Origin of the sequence: Peribacillus sp. FSL R5-0717 (genome assembly GCF_038002945.1) — a bacterium.
Classification (GTDB): domain Bacteria; phylum Bacillota; class Bacilli; order Bacillales; family DSM-1321; genus Peribacillus; species Peribacillus frigoritolerans.
This window is the reverse complement of record NZ_JBBOOF010000001.1, coordinates 3,988,050-4,006,004: the sequence shown is the minus strand read 5'-3', so window position 1 is coordinate 4,006,004 and position 17,955 is coordinate 3,988,050. Positions and strand designations below refer to the sequence as shown.

The 17,955-nt window shown below is 39.0% G+C and carries 13 protein-coding genes; 2 read left to right on the top strand and 11 right to left on the bottom strand.

What is annotated here, in order from left to right:
- Positions 1 to 42 precede the first annotated feature (42 nt).
- Positions 43 to 1,602, bottom strand: a complete 1,560-nt coding sequence (locus NYE65_RS19335; protein WP_340861481.1) for an aldehyde dehydrogenase family protein — start codon at positions 1,600 to 1,602, stop codon at positions 43 to 45.
- Positions 1,603 to 2,374: 772 nt separating this feature from the next.
- Between NYE65_RS19335 and NYE65_RS19330 the strand changes: the two genes are divergently transcribed.
- A complete protein-coding gene (locus tag NYE65_RS19330) occupies positions 2,375 to 3,568 on the top strand; it encodes an FtsW/RodA/SpoVE family cell cycle protein (protein WP_328178350.1) in 1,194 nt (397 codons plus the stop codon).
- Between the two features lie 109 nt (positions 3,569 to 3,677).
- On the opposite strand, the gene nhaC is transcribed toward NYE65_RS19330, so the two are convergent.
- The 7 genes from nhaC to NYE65_RS19295 form a co-directional block, all read right to left on the bottom strand.
- Positions 3,678 to 5,057, bottom strand: a complete 1,380-nt coding sequence (gene nhaC / locus NYE65_RS19325; RefSeq protein WP_054397042.1) for a Na+/H+ antiporter NhaC — start codon at positions 5,055 to 5,057, stop codon at positions 3,678 to 3,680.
- A 729-nt stretch (positions 5,058 to 5,786) separates the two neighbouring features.
- Entirely contained in the window at positions 5,787 to 6,734 is a 948-nt protein-coding gene (locus NYE65_RS19320; protein WP_340861480.1) for an AEC family transporter, read from the bottom strand.
- Between the two features lie 119 nt (positions 6,735 to 6,853).
- Positions 6,854 to 8,548 (bottom strand): NAD-dependent malic enzyme, encoded by a 1,695-nt coding sequence (locus NYE65_RS19315; RefSeq protein WP_340861479.1) that lies wholly within the window; start codon positions 8,546 to 8,548, stop codon positions 6,854 to 6,856.
- A 291-nt stretch (positions 8,549 to 8,839) separates the two neighbouring features.
- Positions 8,840 to 9,547 (bottom strand): response regulator, encoded by a 708-nt coding sequence (locus NYE65_RS19310; protein WP_328178352.1) that lies wholly within the window; start codon positions 9,545 to 9,547, stop codon positions 8,840 to 8,842.
- A 1-nt stretch (position 9,548) separates the two neighbouring features.
- A complete protein-coding gene (gene dcuS, locus NYE65_RS19305) occupies positions 9,549 to 11,144 on the bottom strand; it encodes a DcuS/MalK family sensor histidine kinase (protein WP_340861478.1) in 1,596 nt (531 codons plus the stop codon).
- 773 nt (positions 11,145 to 11,917) lie between these two features.
- The gene (locus NYE65_RS19300) at positions 11,918 to 13,492 is read right to left on the bottom strand and encodes a peptide chain release factor 3 (RefSeq protein ID WP_318261888.1); all 1,575 of its coding nucleotides are present in this window, start codon (positions 13,490 to 13,492) and stop codon (positions 11,918 to 11,920) included.
- A gap of 307 nt (positions 13,493 to 13,799) precedes the next feature.
- Positions 13,800 to 13,943 carry a hypothetical protein gene (locus tag NYE65_RS19295; RefSeq protein WP_328178354.1) on the bottom strand — a complete coding sequence of 48 codons (144 nt, stop codon included), beginning with the start codon at positions 13,941 to 13,943 and terminating at the stop codon, positions 13,800 to 13,802.
- Between the two features lie 440 nt (positions 13,944 to 14,383).
- Here NYE65_RS19295 and cspD point away from each other — a divergent pair, with 440 nt between their 5' ends.
- The gene (gene cspD, locus NYE65_RS19290; protein ID WP_034314240.1) at positions 14,384 to 14,587 is read left to right on the top strand and encodes a cold-shock protein CspD; all 204 of its coding nucleotides are present in this window, start codon (positions 14,384 to 14,386) and stop codon (positions 14,585 to 14,587) included.
- Positions 14,588 to 14,677: 90 nt separating this feature from the next.
- Here cspD and NYE65_RS19285 read toward each other — a convergent pair whose 3' ends face one another.
- The 3 genes from NYE65_RS19285 to NYE65_RS19275 are packed head-to-tail and all read right to left on the bottom strand — an operon-like array spanning position 14,678 to position 17,896.
- The gene (locus NYE65_RS19285) at positions 14,678 to 16,645 is read right to left on the bottom strand and encodes a DUF6449 domain-containing protein (protein ID WP_340861477.1); all 1,968 of its coding nucleotides are present in this window, start codon (positions 16,643 to 16,645) and stop codon (positions 14,678 to 14,680) included.
- Complete coding sequence (locus NYE65_RS19280) at positions 16,620 to 17,519, bottom strand: ABC transporter ATP-binding protein (RefSeq protein WP_264640603.1); 900 nt, start codon at positions 17,517 to 17,519, stop codon at positions 16,620 to 16,622. The genes NYE65_RS19285 and NYE65_RS19280 overlap by 26 nt, the downstream gene beginning before the upstream one ends.
- Entirely contained in the window at positions 17,516 to 17,896 is a 381-nt protein-coding gene (locus NYE65_RS19275; protein WP_264641352.1) for a GntR family transcriptional regulator, read from the bottom strand. The genes NYE65_RS19280 and NYE65_RS19275 overlap by 4 nt, the downstream gene beginning before the upstream one ends.
- Positions 17,897 to 17,955: the final 59 nt, after the last annotated feature.

Genomic DNA, 17,955 nt, shown 5'->3' with positions numbered 1-17,955 from the left:
GCGCTCGTTATGAAAATAACAATCTTTTTTTATAAATGGATCTCATTTTCTGTTCCTTTTGGATAATTTTATCAACGATAAATATTCTTTGCCGAAACGAATCCAGTTCGGTTTGGCAGAAAAATAGTTCTGAAACAGCGATAAAAAACTCGTGTATTTCCCTTCATATGGATACCATTGTATTTCTGTATCGTTTTTACCTTTATCGATCATGATTGCTTTTTCATGGCAGAAAATCTTCAATCCATGCTCGCCATGATAGCGGCCAACCCCACTTTGTTTGGCACCGCCAAATGGTAAATGATGATTAGCAACCGTAATCAGCACATCATTGATCGTCACCGCACCGGTTACTAACCGTGACGCAATCCGACTTGCTTTTTCCCTATCCATTGTCCAAACGCTGGAATTGAGTCCATATTCACTTTCATTTGCCAGGGCGATCACTTCTTCCTCCGTATCGAAAGGCACAACAGGCAACACGGGTCCGAACGTTTCTTCTTTCATGATTTTCATGGAATGATCGACATTGGAAAGAATCGTCGGCGGAATGAAATGGGTCTGCCCCGTTTTCCACTCTTTCGGAGGTGTTCCGGTTTCAAGTACGGCCCCTTTATTCAGTGCATCCTCCAGTTGGTCAGCCACAATATCGACTTGTTTAGGGAAAGTCATTGAACCGATATCATCGTGCGATTGCACCCCCTGCCTCATGGACTTCGTTTTTTCTTTAAGAAGCATCAGGAATTCCTTATAAACAGGACGTTCCACATAAACCCTTTCAACACTCATGCACACCTGCCCACTATTTGTGAAAGCCCCCCAAAGAGCCCCGTTCACAGCCCGTTCCAGGTTAGCATCACGCAGAACGATCATCGGATCCTTACCGCCAAGCTCCAAAGTCGTTGGGATCAGGTCTCTTGCTGCAACCTCACCAATCATTTTTCCGGTCCTTACAGATCCAGTAAAAAATATATAATCTGGTTTTTGCCCAGTTAATGCCGCACCCAATTCTTTCCCTCCATGGGCAAACTGTATAGTTCCTTCTGGGAAACCAGCTTCAAGAAACAGATTTTCGATGCACGCCCCAACTAAAGGAGTTACCTCTGATGGTTTGGCGATGACAGTATTTCCAGCCGCTAGGGCATTAAGAATGGGAACCATGGAAAGCTGCAGCGGATAATTCCATGGTGAAATGACGAGAATCGTTCCACGGGGCATATAATGGACATAAGATTTTTTACCAATTAACAAGAGTGGAGTGGTGACCTTCCGTCCGGAAAGAGTTTTCACTGCATGTTTCTCGATATGCTTGATTGCATCGATCGTTGGCATGATGTCAGCAACCAGCGCTTCAATTTTCACTTTTCCCGCATCTTTTGAAATGACTTCTGCTATTTCATCCATCCTTTCAACCATCAATAAACGGAGCCGTTTTAAATAGTGCAGCCGTTCCTTGATGGGAAGATTCGACCATGATTGGAACGCATGTCTTGATTTCATATATATTTGAGGAATCGACTTCAATGGTGTTGGGACGATTTCCGCAATCTTCTCACCTGTTGCCGGAGAAAACACTTCCAACTTGTCATGTATTTCTTCCATAACTACTCCCCTTGCTTTAACTTTTTTATCGGTACTCCATATCATTTTTATGCTTTAAATAAAGATCGACCAGGAGGAACACCTCCTCTGAAATGCAGCAAAACTTATCGGCTGCACAGCTGTCAAAACGCCCTTTTTAAAGTGAAATTAGGATGCCTGGAAGAATTGATAAGAGCCCCTGAGCTCTTTTTCTTGAACAGATATACGTTCTTATACTTCACTAACCGTACGAAAATTCTCCCTGAACCCTCTTTATATAATGCCAGAGACACAGCAGCCTGTATAATATAATCGCTTGGAACCAACTTCACAACCGGTTCTTTCTCTTCATAAGATTCCTGACCGACTCCCTGCCGCTTAATCGGTGTATTCCCCTTAAGATGAATTACACTAACAAATTCGTTTACAGTTTACAGTAGCCACTGCATCACATCACGTTTTACAACTCAATTGGTGAAGCTCCATGAAATCCATCTCCTTCGCAAATACCATTAACTTAATCTTCCAGACATGATAGCACCCCGAAATGGAATATATAGTAAAAATTCTTCGTTATAAAAAGGAATATTCACTTTTTTATCGAAGGTAGTGTATATAAGAATCGAAATTCTGATAATCCGGCAGACAAGTTTATCGGTTTTAGTGTTTAATACTGGGTAATGGAGGATAAATTCATATTATCGAATAAAAATTATTATCTATATAACCGATTTTCCGTTACTATATAAGAAGGCGATTTTTTCGCGCATACATATTTGAGGTGAGCGCACAAGTGAAAAGAATAATTAAAGCATACGACTTCCCTATTTTCATCGCTGTCGTATTACTCTGTTTGTTTGGTTTAGTCATGATTTACAGTTCGAGCATGATCACTGCTGTCGCTCGATACGGCCAGTCCATGGATTTCTTCTTTGAGAAACAAAAAACGGCCTTTCTCATTTCATTCGTGGCAATGATCGTCACGATGATTCTTCCTTATAAGATGTACAAAAACAAAATGTTCTTGATGTCTATGATGTTTGGCATGGCCGGTATCCTTTTCCTGTTGTTTGTCTTCGGCCATACAGCAGGAAATGCCACAAGCTGGTTCAAGTTAGGGACAGCATCGATACAACCTGCGGAATTTTCCAAGTTAGCCATGATCATTTATCTGGCAGCCATTTACGGAAAAAGGCAGGATCGAATCAATAGTATTGATAAAGCCGTCATCCCGCCGATTTTCTTTCTGGTATTCATCTGCTTTTTAATCGGAATACAGCCTGACTATGGAACGGCAGCGGTCATTTTCCTGATTTCAAGTACCATGATCATTTCATCCGGGATGTCTTTTAAGAGTATATTCAAACTCTCTTTGATCACTGCGATATTCGTTGCCATATTTGCATTGGGGGTACTCGTGACAGGAAATTTCTCAGCCGTTCTTACTGAAAATAAGATATCTCGTTTTACCGGGTTTGCAGACCCTTTCGGAAAGGCAGGAGAAAGCGGGTATCAACTCGTGAATTCCTTATTCGCCATAGGTTCCGGCGGCCTTACTGGAGTGGGACTTGGTGACAGTGTACAAAAATACGGGTATCTGCCTGAATCACATACTGATTTCATCATGGCCGTCATTGCAGAAGAGCTCGGGATATTCGGAGTGGGATTCGTTCTATTGACACTAGGTTTTATCGTCCTGAGGGGATTTGTACTTTCAGCCAAATGCAAAGATCCATTTGGAAGTCTTTTATTGATCGGCATCTCATCCATGATCGGCATTCAAGTCGGTATCAACGTCGGCGGAGTGACCGGACTTATCCCAATTACAGGGATCACCCTTCCATTCATCAGTTATGGAGGATCTTCCTTACTGCTGCTTATGCTTTCAATGGGCATATTCCAAAATGTCGTCATGCGAATGAATTTACTTGAACAGAAAGAAAAAGTCGTATCCATCCCAAAAGATGAGATCGCATCTTCAAAGTAAACGATCAAATACCCCTGGCATTTCTGTTCATGGCAGGGGTTCCCCTTCTCTGTAAGGTTATGGAAGTTATCACAAAAAAACAGGCAGTCGAATCCGACCGCCTGTTTTTTCATTTATAATGGATACCGATTTTAGTAAAGCCAGAAATCAGGCTAAGCAAAGGACAAAGTAGGCAGAAAAATGCAAACGGAGCATATTCAAGGGTTGAAACACCCAATACCTGTGTCAGGAATACACCGCAGACACCCCAAGGAACCAAAGGATTCACAACTGTTCCCGCATCTTCAAGTACCCTCGCAAGCGTTTTGGGCTGCAGGCCTAAATCTTCATATTTCTGCTGAAAAGCTTTCCCAGGCAGTATAACTGACAAATACTGTTCACCCACTAGGAAATTCACGCTGATTCCTGCAAATACAGTAGCGGAAATCACTTTCGCTACACTCGTCAATGAATCCTGGATTGCATTTAAAATAGAAGGAATGACTCCCAATTCAAACAATAGTCCGCCCATCGCCAATGCCAGCAACACCATCGAAACGGAGAACATCATACTTTCAATTCCGCCCCGCGATAGGATTGAGTCAAGTTGTTCCATTCCACTCTTCAGTACAAAACCGCCGTATAAGATATCCGCTAGTTTTGCAACCGTCAAACTTGGGGTTTGTATGAAAGCAATGACAGCCGCCGAAATGATACCTGCTGACAATGTCGGAATCGCTGACACCTTTTTCAAAGCCATGATTAGAACGATGACAAACGGAATCAAACTCCATATGCTTATATTCGTTTCCATTTCCAGGGCTTTGGTCATGGCTTCGATTTCCTCAACGCGAGCAACTTTGACATTCGGTGAAAGGAAGTAAAAGATGATAAGCGATATGAAAAAACCTGGAATCGTAGTCCAAAGCATATTATTAATATGTTCAAATAATGGTGCTCCAACCGTTCCTGATGCAAGGTTGGTAGAGTCGGATAATGGAGACATTTTATCCCCAAGAAATGCACCGGAAATGATAGCACCGGCTGTAATAGCCAACGATAAATCCATCGCCGCCGCCATCCCTATCAAAGCAACGCCGATTGTTGCTGATGTTGTAAGTGAACTCCCGATACAGAGCCCAATTAGCGAACACACCAGAAATGTGATTGCATAGAAATATTCACCAGAAATCCAGTCAAACCCATAGAACATGATGGTAGGGATTGTCCCGCTTGCCATCCAGATCGAAATCAGCATTCCAATGAAAAAGAATATATAGATGGCTCCCATACCAGTGCCTGCACCTTTGACGATAGCTGCCTCCATAATCGAAAATGGCAGCTTCTTGAACTTTCCATAAACAAATAGAAATAGGAGTGCCGCTATAATTGGAATATGGGGGGCAAGTCCATAATGAATGATGCCAGTTGCAATGATTAAGAAAAGAACTGCCAAAACCCCGATTGCTTCAGGTAAGGAGAGTTTTAGCTTTGCATCTTCAAGACGCATGATGTATTTCCCCGCTTTCATGTTGTTTATTCACTGAGGTAAGGATCGGACCTTTTCACTCCTCATAATTACTGAAACGCTTTTAAGCACTAAAGTTACTAGCTAAATATAAAGGAGTTTCAGGTGATTGTCAAAGGAATAATAATCTATTTTAGTAGAATTCGATTCTTCATTCCTTTTTATCACAAAACGAAAACCCATACTTTGATTCGTATCGGCTCAGCCTAGTATACCCTAAGATATAAGTCCTCTTCTTTGCTTTGCCCCCCATAAGGCCCTGTCTTAATCCAATACCGATGTCCCTACAATTCTTTCAGTTATGTCGCAGTCCCACCTAAATGAACAGCAAACCGTTCCTGATCATAGATAACTTGGCTTTTAACTATGATTCCTGTACGCCGAAGATTTAGATTTAAAATTTCATCAACTGCTGCATTCGAATGTGTAATTACACAAATTCTTTTATTATAATCTTATTTTGATTAATAGCGAATTTTTGCAATTGATACTTTTTGCTACGCATTTTCCTGGGCTTATACCTTTATTAAAACGCTATCCATACCTTTTAAACTATCTATTTTATTAATTTACCTTTAACATAGCCTTAAATAAAAATAGCCAACATCTCCTCTTTTCAAAAAAAGGTTAATATTATACAATAAGTTTGTTAAGTATTTCACAAACTTCCGTTGAAAAGTATCCATCCAAGAAGGATGGATACTTAGAAGGCTACATTAACAAGGATATATAGATAGGTAATGTAATTAAGGATAGAATGGTACTAATTACAAATGAAGATGCTGTTTCAGTTGATAACGAATCAAATCTAGTTGAAATCATTGCCGCTACAGCAGATCCCGGAAATGATACTAGCAAAATGGCTTTAATTGTATCTGCATGATCAAGGCCAATTAGATGAGCAACCAGAATCATATATAATGGAATAGCCACAACTTTTAAAATGGAAATACCAAAAGCAATTGGTCGTAAGCTAATCTTACGGATACCCACGGTTACACCAACAGCAAATAATGCAACCCCAGATGTCACTGACCCAATTTGATCGAGCGCATTTTTTATGATATCCGGTGCCTGGAACCCTACTAGTGTTAATACAACAGCAAGTAAGGGAATACATGCAAGCGGTTCGCTAAGACCATGCAAAACGATACCCAGAATGTTTGTTTTTTCATCTTTAGATTTACCCAATCCGGATTGTCCGACCGTACCAACTATTGTTGCTAATGGATCCAGAAGGGCATTCACCACAATACCGGTAATCGCAATAGGTATAGCTATCTCTTGCGCCCCAAACAAGCTGCCTAATACAGATATCCCCATAAAAGCAAAGGCTGGCTGAGTTGCGTTTAATGAAAACATAGATGCTTTAGTTAAATCGAATTTAAACACCAAACGAGCCACTATTAAAAGGATCATGTAAAAGCCAATAACACCTATGGTCATAGTTAAGAAAAATGACCATTGATTAATTAAGGTTTGTTTTGAGGTTGTTGTGATCCCAATGAATAAGTGTGCAGGTAATGCAAATTTTGTAACTAACGTGTTAAGCCCTTTGGATGATTCTGAATTAAAAACTTTAAAATACCCACCCAAATAACCAATAATAATTGTAAAAAAGATTGGTATTAATGTTAAAAATATATTCCCAATATTCACTCGAGATGCACTTCTCTTTCCAAAAAATTGTCCTATTTAAAAGATTACTATGACTGACTTATACGGAGATTCCCCTAAAACGGATCCCCTTTCTTTTGAGACAACAAAATAATCTGGATTTATTTCCCACGAATAGTTTTGTACTCCGGCTTCCACATGGATTCTGTTATTGCTTTTTCAATATCTGTTATATCCGCTTTCGCAATGCCTTCTTCAATGGCTGTCTTTGCCACTTCAATGGCTACAGATTTAGAAACCTCTTGCAATTGTTTGATTGAAGGGAGTAAAGAAGCACCAGGCTTACTGCTATCCGATAATCTTGAAACAGCAGATGAGGCTGCTGCAAGCATTCCCTTAGAGACTTTTGTTGCTTCTGCGACAATTGCACCAAGTCCAAGTCCTGGGAAAATATATGCATTATTAGATTGTCCGATTGAATAAATCACATCATTATAGTCAACATCATCAAACGGGCTTCCTGTCGCTATTAAGGCTTTACCTTGAGTCCACTTTATAAGGTCTTCAGGAACAGCTTCCGCTAAGGAAGTCGGATTTGACATCGGCATAATTATAGGATGTTCCACGTGCATTGCCATTTCTTTTACAACTTCTTCTGAGAAAGCCCCTGTTTGACCAGAAGTGCCGATTAAGATGGTTGGTTTAACCTTTTTTATTACCTCTAGCAATGGAATAATTCCGACTTCATTCCGCTCCCAGTCCTCGACTTCCTCAGCTTTCCGGCAATACGACTTTTGGAATTTCAAAACATCTGGAATGTCATCTATCAACAATCCACGATAATCGACGGCCCAAAAGTTACCATATGCCTCTTCTCTGGAAACGCCATCTAGGATCATGGCTTCAACCATTTGATCAGCATTACCGATTCCTGCTGCACCTGGACCAAAAACAACAACCCTTTGTTCCTTTAAAGGAACACCAGTTACTTGTAAGGCAGATATTACGGCGGCTAGTGTTACTGCACCTGTACCTTGTATATCATCATTAAAAGTGAGAATTTTCTCGCCATAATTATCGATGATATTTCGTGCATTTATATTTCCAAAGTCTTCCCAGTGAAGTAGTGCCCTTGGGAAGAAGGCTTGAGACATTTTAACAAATAAATCAATGAATTCGGTGTATTCATCACCGCGAACACGCCCAAACCTGTTACCAATATACAGTGGATCACTAATCAGGCTTTCATTGTCTGTACCAACATCCAGGACAATAGGTAGCACCCTGCTTGGATCAATTCCCGCAGCTGCTGTGTAGACTGCCAATTTGCCAATGGCTATGTTAATTCCACCAACTCCCTGATCTCCGATTCCAAGAATACTTTCAGAATCTGTAACAACTATTAAATCGATATCATCAGATGAAAGGTCCAGGTTTTTAAATGCATCTTCCATTGCGTCCATATTATCAATAGATAGGTAAAGACCTCCTGGACGGTGATATTCTTGGGAGTACTGTTGAATAGCCTCTCCTACAGTAGGTGTGTAAATGATCGGCAGTATTTCACTTAGATGGTCTTTAAGTAGACGGTAAAACAGGACCACATTCCTATTAAATAAATCATATAACATTCCATTCTTCCGAATATCGCTAGGTTGAGTGGAGAATTGTTCATAAGCTCTTTTTACTTGTTCCTCAAGAGTAAGCACCTGGGATGGTAGCAAGCCTACCAATCCTAGCTCCTTTCTTTCTTCCTTAGTGAAAGCGACCCCTTTATTAATAAATGGGTTTGACAGAACACCTTTTCCTCTTAAAGTTGTATCCAAACCCGTTTTTGTCTTTTCATAAGCTGTCATAGACGTTCCCTCTTCCTAAAAATGTATATTTAAAAATGATCATTACCAGGCAATAGAGTATATTCTTCCCTGGGGAAGTGTAATTACTAAAAGAAAACTGTAAAAAGGAAAATAAATATACAGCACAAAAAAAATATTTCCTCATTACTGCTTATTTGTTCAATCTTGTGAAAAATTTATAAATAACTCAATCGCCAGTCTATATCTTAGTAGTCATTTACGGAGGACACTAGCTTATTTAACTAATTTTAGTATTATGTAATTAAAAAAAGTAAGCAGCACTTTGGCTGCTTACAGATAACGTTGAATAATATGGCTCTTTTCATCATTAAATTTGTGTTGGGAGACTGGTCGGCCTACCGTTCCATAGATTACCTTAACATCAAGGACACCGATATCCTTCATGAATTTTAAATATTTCCTTACTGATACCCTGGATATACCCGCCACATTTACGACTTCCTCTGTTGAAAAGGGAGAATTTTTAAATACCAGTATCACATTCCATATAATCCTTAAGGTATCTTGAGCTAATCCTTTCGGTAATTCCTCTGGTAAATGAATTTCTTCTTGATGTAAAATTCGATAATCCAATTCTTCTTGATTTAACATATTTTTATCTTGAATAAAATCTGATTTGTTCCGATATGCTGATAAGGCCGCGTTAAAACGGTCAAATTCAAACGGCTTAATTAAATAATCAACAGCACCTAGTCTTAATGCTTTCTGAATCCTTTCAATGTCCGACGCAGCAGAAATGACAATAACATCTATCTCTTTTTCACTTTCTCGAATTTGCGAGAGTAAATCGAGTCCATTTTTCCCAGGCATGAAAATGTCTAATAGAACTAACCCTATTCTTTGATCTTCCAATACATTCAGAGCTTGATCCACTGAGGAACAGACAGCAGCTAATTCGTAGCCATCGACTTGATTCAAATAGCGCTTATTGAACTCTGCAACCATCGGGTCATCTTCTACGATCATTACCTTAATCATCCTACATCATCCTTGCTTTGTATGGTATATAAACCACAAACGTTGTTTCTTGACCTTCTTTTGAACTAATATTGAGATCTCCTCCTAGCTTATCCAGGCTTGCCTTAACTAAATATAAACCAATCCCCCTGTCCTCTCCTTTTGTTGTATATCCTTTTAGAAGGATATGATTAAGATTGGCATCAGATATTCCCTGTCCAGTATCATGAACTTCAATAGTTAAAATATCATCTGCATAATCAAACTTTAATTCAATTCGTTTAACGGGTCTTTTTTCTACTGCTTCTATAGCATTGTCAATCAAATTTCCTATTATCGTAATTAGCTCATGAGTAATAGCTGCATTTTCTGGTTCGGGCAATTGAAAGTCAGAGGATAATGCCAGCTTAGCACCTGCTTCCCTTGCATAACTTAGTTTTCCAATTAAAAAACCGGCTAGTACTGGATCTTTAACGGTTTTGGTAATAAAGCCAATCTCGTTTTCTCTGTGGTCAACAAGATCACTAATATATGCTGCAAGCTGATCATAATAATGCATATGCACCATACCAAGTATTACATGAAGTTTGTTCATGAATTCATGCGACTGGGCCCTTAACGATTCAGCATATAAGCGGACTCCAGTCAGCTGTTCCGCCAGCAGATGTATTTCTGTTTTATCACGAAATGTAGCCACGGCCCCTACGATTTCATCCTTCACAAATACTGGTACCTTATTCACTAGTAAGACACTATCTTTTAAATCCTGCTCTTTATCTAATTCGACTATTCCGGTCTCCAGGATTCTATCCAGGTTTGAGTCAGGCATATAACTAGTTACCTTTTTACCCGTTGGATTTTCATTAATGCCCGCTTTCTTAAATATCTTTAAAGCTGCTTTGTTTACGAGAGTAATGGTTGAACTCTGATCTACCGCTATGATTCCCTCTCGAACTGATTGTAAAATGGCATTTCGCTCTTTTAAAACCTTCGCAATAGCAAAAGGTTCCAGCCCAAATAATATTTTCTTAATATACCTTGCCAAAAGTATTGCGCCGGCAATTCCGGTCAATATTCCAAAAGCGGTTCCTACATAAATATTAAAACGGCTTTTTAAAACAGCTTCATTAACTTTGTGAAGGGAAATACCGACCACCACGGCTCCAATTTGATTATCCTCTGAATCATAAACAGGGGTGAAAGAACGCAAAGACCTGCCTAAAGTTCCTTTGGAAATAGAAATGTGCTCTCTACCTCGTAATACATCTTTCTCATCCCCTCCAACAAATTTTTTTCCTATTTTACTTGGATCGGGGTGAGTTTTCCGGATTCCATTATTATCGATTATTACTACAAATTCTACATCTGTCGATTTTTTTATCCTATTGGTAAATTGCTGAACTTCCTGATTGTTCTCACTTCCACTTAACGCTTCGATTACAAGCGGGGTTTGTGCTGCCATGCGTGCTACGTTTACTGCTTTTTCAGTCTGGCTCTTTTCTATAGTATCTGCAACTGTTTGGCTAATGAGAATATCTGTAATGAATAATGAGAGGGCTACTACCCCACACACCAGTATCATAATAGTAAACTGTAGACTCCATTTACCTTTCTTCACTTCTACACACCTCTTTGGTCTAAAAACTCTATTAACTTTAAGGGATACTTTTATGTTAAGTATGTTCATTTTGCTTATATCACACAATTATTCGGTACTGTATCAAGTTTAAAAAGGTAGCCAGGTGATTTAAATCAATTAAGAGAAGAGATATATAGCCTAACCATTTGCTAATGGTATCCTTAAAAACACTGATTCAACCGCAATATTTTCCAAATAATAAAACAGACTATACCTTCGTAGGCTTGGATATAAATTAATTATTCCCCTCTAATGTCTTAACCCCAACTTACCTCGATAGTTCAATATAAGTAATTTTTGCTATACTCCTCCTGCACCAAGGTTAAATCCACAAGTTTTCTATTAGTATTATGCGGTTCATAAGAAGTTTAGCGGAATATCCCAGCAATTCTTACAATGCTCGAAGTTACTATGATTTTCTTATTTAACCTTTCCAATTAGTTACTATTTAATTTTCAAAAATACAGCTGTATACCATCTTCTATCTCCATGTTTCCGTATATCTAAAATCGACATGTTTAAAACAGGAGGAATGATTAAAATACACGCATTTTCAACAGATTTCAAAACAAAAAAGTAATAAAGAGAGTACTCAAGAATCTTCTACCCTATCTAGACTTTTTGACCAAAAAGGGTCGTCATTTTCCCAAGTATGGAAACATGTTTAAGGTACTATCAAAAAACCCTTTCGATATTTAAACAATGCCCCAGATAAAGGAAAAAGCCCGTGTATAAAACACGGGCTTTCTTCTTTATTTCAAATCCATTGGATTATATAATTCAACGTCAGGATTTTTATCTTGGAACCAACGAAGTGCAAACTCATTTTCAAATAAGAATGCATATTTATCAAACCGGTCCTTAACAAGGATGCTTCTTGAGCTATGAAGATTTTCATCAAGCTTTTCATCTTCAGCCCAGCGTGTAATCTTGCTGCCCATGCGCTCCATCACGACTTCAACATTGTACTCGTTCCTCATTCGATGCTCGAATACTTCAAATTGAAGCTGCCCAACCGCACCAAGCAGATATTCTTCCATCCTAACCGTTTTGAAGAGCTGAATTGCCCCTTCTTGTACAAGTTGGTTAATACCCTTATGGAAATGTTTCTGTTTCATGACGTTTTTAGCTGTTACCCTCATGAATAGTTCCGGCGTAAACTGAGGCAGCCTTTCAAACTGAAACATGTCTTTGCTTGTGGTAATCGTATCGCCAATTTGATAATTACCAGTATCATATAAACCGATGATATCTCCGCTTACCGCTTCATTTACAGTGTTTCGATCATCAGCCATGAATTGGGTAGAGGAAGAAAGGTTGATCGGTTTCCCTGTCCTGCTCAAGTTGACGCTCATTCCACGCTCGAATTTACCGGAGCAAATGCGAAGGAAGGCGATTCGGTCACGGTGCTTTGGGTTCATGTTCGCCTGGATCTTGAAAATGAAACCGGAAAAATCATTGCTGACAGGATCCATTTCACCTGATGTTGTCATCCGTGCTTGTGGAGCTGGTGCAAACTTCAGATAAGCATCCAAAAACGTCTGAACACCGAATGTCGTTAAAGCACTTCCGAAAAATACAGGACTAAGTTTTCCATTCGCAATGTTTTCTTCAGAGAATTGGTTACCCGCTTCCGTCAACAGCATGATTTCTTCCAAAGTTTGCTCATATAGCTGGGAATCCTTAAGTTTATGATCCAATTCGAGTTCACCATCTTCATTCAACGGAAGGAAACGCTCTTCCCCTTCAGTTTTGAACTGTTCAATCCTATTGTTGAACCTGTCGTAAATGCCCACGAAGTCTTTTCCCATCCCGATCGGCCAGTTCATTGGATATGTTTCTATTCCTAATACCTCTTCAAGTTCGGCAAGCAATTCCAGCGGCGTTTTACCTTGTCGGTCCATTTTATTGATAAAAGTGAAAATCGGTATACCCCTCATTCGGCATACTTTGAATAATTTAACCGTTTGATCCTCGATACCTTTTGCCGAGTCGATGATCATCACGGCGCTATCAACAGCCATCAGTGTACGATATGTGTCTTCACTGAAATCTTGGTGGCCCGGTGTATCGAGAATATTGACACGGAAGTCATCATAATCGAATTGCATGACTGATGATGTAACGGAAATTCCCCGTTGCTTTTCAATTTCCATCCAGTCACTGGTTGCATACTTCCCTGTTTTTCTAGCTTTAACTGTTCCGGCATCGCGGATCGCGCCGCCAAACAGCAGTAATTTTTCTGTCAAAGTCGTTTTCCCGGCATCCGGGTGAGAGATGATTGCGAAGGTCCGTCGGGATTGAACCTCGTCTTTTAAATTAGTCATAATATGTTCCTTTCATTATTGGAGTCATCAATAAAAAATTTATAGGAGGTTTACTGTATTTTTTACATTGGAATGGCAACCTTTCTTTGTATGCAAAAATCCTGATCATACACAATATATGTAAGAAGAAATATATCATAAGGCTTAAGCATTGGCTACTCAGCATTCATTTCAATCAACCTTTCTATTTTAACACGATATGAAGGAAAGATGTAGAGGTGAATGAAACACCAATAGGGGATTTATTAAGATGCAAAACAAAGGACGCTTAATCAGCGCCCCTTATCTTGATACATATGATTACCGTTCATTTATTCATGGTGTATTTATTTACCTTGCAGTTTTTAACGATTTTTGATTCCGCTTGTTCTTCCAGCGTTTTTTTACTTCCTTGAATATGATTGGAGCAGCAAAAATGAGAGCTCTTTTTAATAATTTCTTCATTTTTCATCAGTCCTTTCTTTCTTATCCTATACCCGATTATTTTCGCAGAAAACTTTAATGCCAACTTGTTTTCCTGTTTTCACCATGAAGCCATTTCATAATGACATGGAATCCCAAGTCAAATTTCAATCAAGGAAAATCCCGCGCGACAATATCGTTATATTTCCCCATATAAAACCTGTCTAATATTATTTTCCCCAAATGGGAATGTATAAATTACTTCCATTTGTTTTATCCTTTATAAAGGTGGGTATATACTAAAAAACTGGAAATTGCTCCAGAGGTTATTGTGGTAATTTTTCCTGTAGGCTTTCACATATTATCAAGCATCATCGTATGATAATTTTAACTTGAATGAGGGTGCTGGATAATGTGTGAAATTGATTTTTCCCTCTAGGTAAAATCATCACCATTAATATTTTTTAACTTTTTAGGAGGATTCATCGAATGACAGTAACAGGTAAAGTGAAATGGTTCAATAGTGACAAAGGATTTGGTTTCATCGAAGTACCAAACGGAGATGATGTTTTCGTACATTTTTCCGCCATTCAAGGAGAAGGTTTCAAAAGCCTTGATGAAGGTCAAGAGGTTGAATTTGAGATCGAGGAAGGAAACCGCGGACCTCAAGCTAAAAACGTCGTAAAACTCTAAAGCATAGATACACAAACATAATTGATGCAAAAGGATGCCTCCCATATCGGGCGGCATCCTTTCCTTTATATGTACATGCGAATATTCACGTTATTTTTCATTAAAATGATCCAAAATGAAATCGGGAACATGTTCGCCAGAAAAACTCTTGATGTCCACATCTCTGCTTTCTTTATAATAAAAGGCAGCTGAATACTCCCCGCTCCAATCAATTTGGGCATTATCAATCGCTGTCTCGATTTCAGAAGCGGTCTTAATTTTCAAGCGATTTGGCTGTTGTTCAATCTGCTGTGCAAGTTCGCTTTCAGAATTCGTGTGATAAATTTTCGAATCGGACTTTGCAACCAGGATATAAGAAATATCATCAGCCATTAACCGCGCTTGTTCCGATTGTCCGGTACTTACCATCCATTCTGAAAACTGAGGATATGAAGAGTCCCAATTCATATAAATGGTTTTGTTATTATTCAAAAGAATCTCTATGGAGGCAAAATCACCAAAAGAAGAAGTCATTAGTGCGAACGATTGATTATTCAGGTCCTCCGACAATGCCTTCACTGCAGCTTCCAGCTGTTGACGGTCCGTGATCGTTATGGATTTGTCCACTTGGCCGCTCGCCGTTATCTTGATTTTAGAAACATCTTGAGCGGAAACATTCAATACCTGATTAACCATTTTTTTATATTCATTAGACTCATATATTTTCGCCAAAAGTGGCATGTATGAATCGTAATTCTGCAAATGATACTCTCTTGCTAACCGTTTTCCATTCTTGAGTTCATACATCAGAAATACGGATTGACCATCATTCCATTCACCAATGGAAACCTTTTTACCCTTATCGATGATTTCCTGATGCAATAACCTGATCGCTTCAATATTTTCCTTCTCTTTAAGATAATTGGAAGCATTATTCGACGTGTCATCGCCTTCAAAAAATATAGGAGAATCACCAATATAAATTTGGCTAATCATCTTTTCATCAGGAATCTTGGTCTTATACTGAAGGGGATCTATTTTTATAATGAGTGCCAGCACAATGACAGCCGCTATAAACGCTACATAACCTTTCAGGTTGACCCGTATTCGCCAAGTCTTTTGCAGGACGATTTCCCCTAAATAATATCCAAGCAAAGAACCGACGGTATATCCAAAAAAAATCCACCCAGGTTCGCCTGTCGTTTCGCTAAAATAAAGCCCTGTAAACAGCATCATGCATAATGTCAGGCCGATTTTAAACACTGGCTTAATCTTCGGGTAAACAAATGCCTGCGACACATGCTCCAGCTTTCTCCTCTCATAGAGAAAAAGAGAGCTGATCAGAAATAGAAAGGTTAATATACTATAAATTAATGTATTAATAGAGAAGAAAGTGATTTTTTCCATCTCCGTTGCTGCTAATAATGGGGAGATGCCATTCATATTGGCACTTAGATAATACTCTGCAGAAAATCCTGCTATCAAAAATTTCACATTAGCTGCAAACAAAACAAAAAGCCCCACCGGCAAAGTAAGAAAAATATAGGTCAGCACTCCTTGAAAGGCTGATAATCCCGTAACCATTCCAAGTAAAACGGCAACGGAAAAAATCAAAGCTTCCAAAATAAATGTTGTCCCCATCCAAGACCATATATCCGTCATGGTATATAGCCGTTCTATATCAATTGCCGAGTGAAATAATATCAATATTGAACCTGTAAGTAAAATCGGCAAACCCATGAAGCCAATTCCCGTTCCAATCATATGAGCGTAGATGCTGCGTCTCGTAATCGGTAAACTATGAATGAAGTCTGAGGCTTGTTTCATTTGTAAAAACCGAAAAAGGAAGATGGCAAGTAATACTGGAATAACGATGACCAAGACAAACTGTATCATCTGCTGACAGGAAAAAAGGTTTTCGAATTCCACATATTCATTGTTCCCATTCAAGATAATCGCTAACATTTCCAGAGGCAGCGCAAATATGAGGCCTACAAGATATAGGAAACCAATCCAGCCAGTGCTTCTGAAAATATAGATAATCAGTTCCCTATTAAACCAGGTTATTCTGGATGACATAACCGATATCCCCCATTTCATAAATGAATATCTCCTCTAGAGTAAGGGGGAGAATATCTAATATTTCCGGCTGAAACTGATTAAAATGCGATTTAATCATGGCTTCATTACCTTTAACGATACAAACGATCACACTGCCGCGTCTTTCCTTGTTAAGGATTTGAATTCCGCGGTATAAACCATGGGGAATTTTGTGCTTAAAGGCAATTTGCACTTTATGTACATCAGCTTTCAAGTCATTCAAAACCTTTTGGATAACAAGCTCACCCTTATGCAAAATCCCTACATGATCGGCTAAATCTTCAATTTCCCGGAGATTATGGGACGATAGTAAAATCGTCATATTCCTTTCCGATACATCCTGAATCAACAACTGTCTCACATTTTTTCGCATGACCGGATCTAATCCATCAAACGGTTCATCCAATATTAGAACTTCCGGCATCGTCGAGAGTGCTAGCCAAAAAGCAACCTGTCTCTGCATCCCCTTCGATAGTTTATGTATTTTATTTTGGACGGGTATCGGGAATACTTCCTGTAATTGATAGAAACGTTCATGATTCCACTCACTATAAATATGGCTATAAAAACCTGCCATTTGCGTGATCGTATAGTTAGCCAGGAAATAAGGCGTGTCAGGAAGGAAGAAACAACGATTTTTCACTTCACGGTTTTCAAACACATATGATCCATCAATAAGAACTTCACCTGCATCCTGTATCAGGTTGCCTGAAAGCATTTTTAATAGAGTCGTTTTCCCCGCTCCATTTGAACCTAATAACCCGAATATGGAGCCTTTTGGTATAACCAAGGTGACGTTTTTGATTGCTTCTTTTCCTTCATATAATTTACTCACCTGTTTTATTTCAATCATGAATCCCCCCCCTTTGCCAATGGACTGATTTCCTTTATTATTCTATAAATTTCACGTTTATCGATTCCGATATACAGAGCTTCAGCGAGTACCTTTGAAAGCTCGTTTCTGATCTCTTCTTCTTTCAATGAATTTTTGAAGTTAGGAGGTGCAACGAAATTCCCTTTGCCTGGTAAGGTATATATAAACCCGTCAGACTCAAGCTGCTTGTACGCTTTCTGGATCGTATTTGGATTGATGGTCAACTCCTGAGCCAATATTCGGATGGATGGGAGCTGATTATGTTCCTGTAAAACTTCATTGATCATTAGTTCCTTTATCTTATCCATCAATTGCTCATATACCGGCTTTCCACTTTGAACATCCAACTCAATCATCATGAACCCTCCTTGCAATGGGTGTATTACATCTCCTAATACAGTACATTATAAAACAA

What these genes read in the sequence shown, in the direction of transcription:
- NYE65_RS19300 (WP_318261888.1), bottom strand. Translation starts at nt 13,492, where the DNA reads ATGACTAATTTAAAAGACGAGGTTCAATCCCGACGGACCTTCGCAATC.
- NYE65_RS19315 (WP_340861479.1), bottom strand. Translation starts at nt 8,548, where the DNA reads ATGACAGCTTATGAAAAGACAAAAACGGGTTTGGATACAACTTTAAGA.
- nhaC (WP_054397042.1), bottom strand. Translation starts at nt 5,057, where the DNA reads ATGCGTCTTGAAGATGCAAAGCTAAAACTCTCCTTACCTGAAGCAATC.
- NYE65_RS19335 (WP_340861481.1), bottom strand. Translation starts at nt 1,602, where the DNA reads ATGGAAGAAATACATGACAAGTTGGAAGTGTTTTCTCCGGCAACAGGT.
- cspD (WP_034314240.1), top strand. Translation starts at nt 14,384, where the DNA reads ATGACAGTAACAGGTAAAGTGAAATGGTTCAATAGTGACAAAGGATTT.
- NYE65_RS19310 (WP_328178352.1), bottom strand. Translation starts at nt 9,547, where the DNA reads ATGATTAAGGTAATGATCGTAGAAGATGACCCGATGGTTGCAGAGTTC.
- NYE65_RS19285 (WP_340861477.1), bottom strand. Translation starts at nt 16,645, where the DNA reads ATGTCATCCAGAATAACCTGGTTTAATAGGGAACTGATTATCTATATT.
- NYE65_RS19295 (WP_328178354.1), bottom strand. Translation starts at nt 13,943, where the DNA reads ATGAAAAATGAAGAAATTATTAAAAAGAGCTCTCATTTTTGCTGCTCC.
- NYE65_RS19280 (WP_264640603.1), bottom strand. Translation starts at nt 17,519, where the DNA reads ATGATTGAAATAAAACAGGTGAGTAAATTATATGAAGGAAAAGAAGCA.
- NYE65_RS19275 (WP_264641352.1), bottom strand. Translation starts at nt 17,896, where the DNA reads ATGATTGAGTTGGATGTTCAAAGTGGAAAGCCGGTATATGAGCAATTG.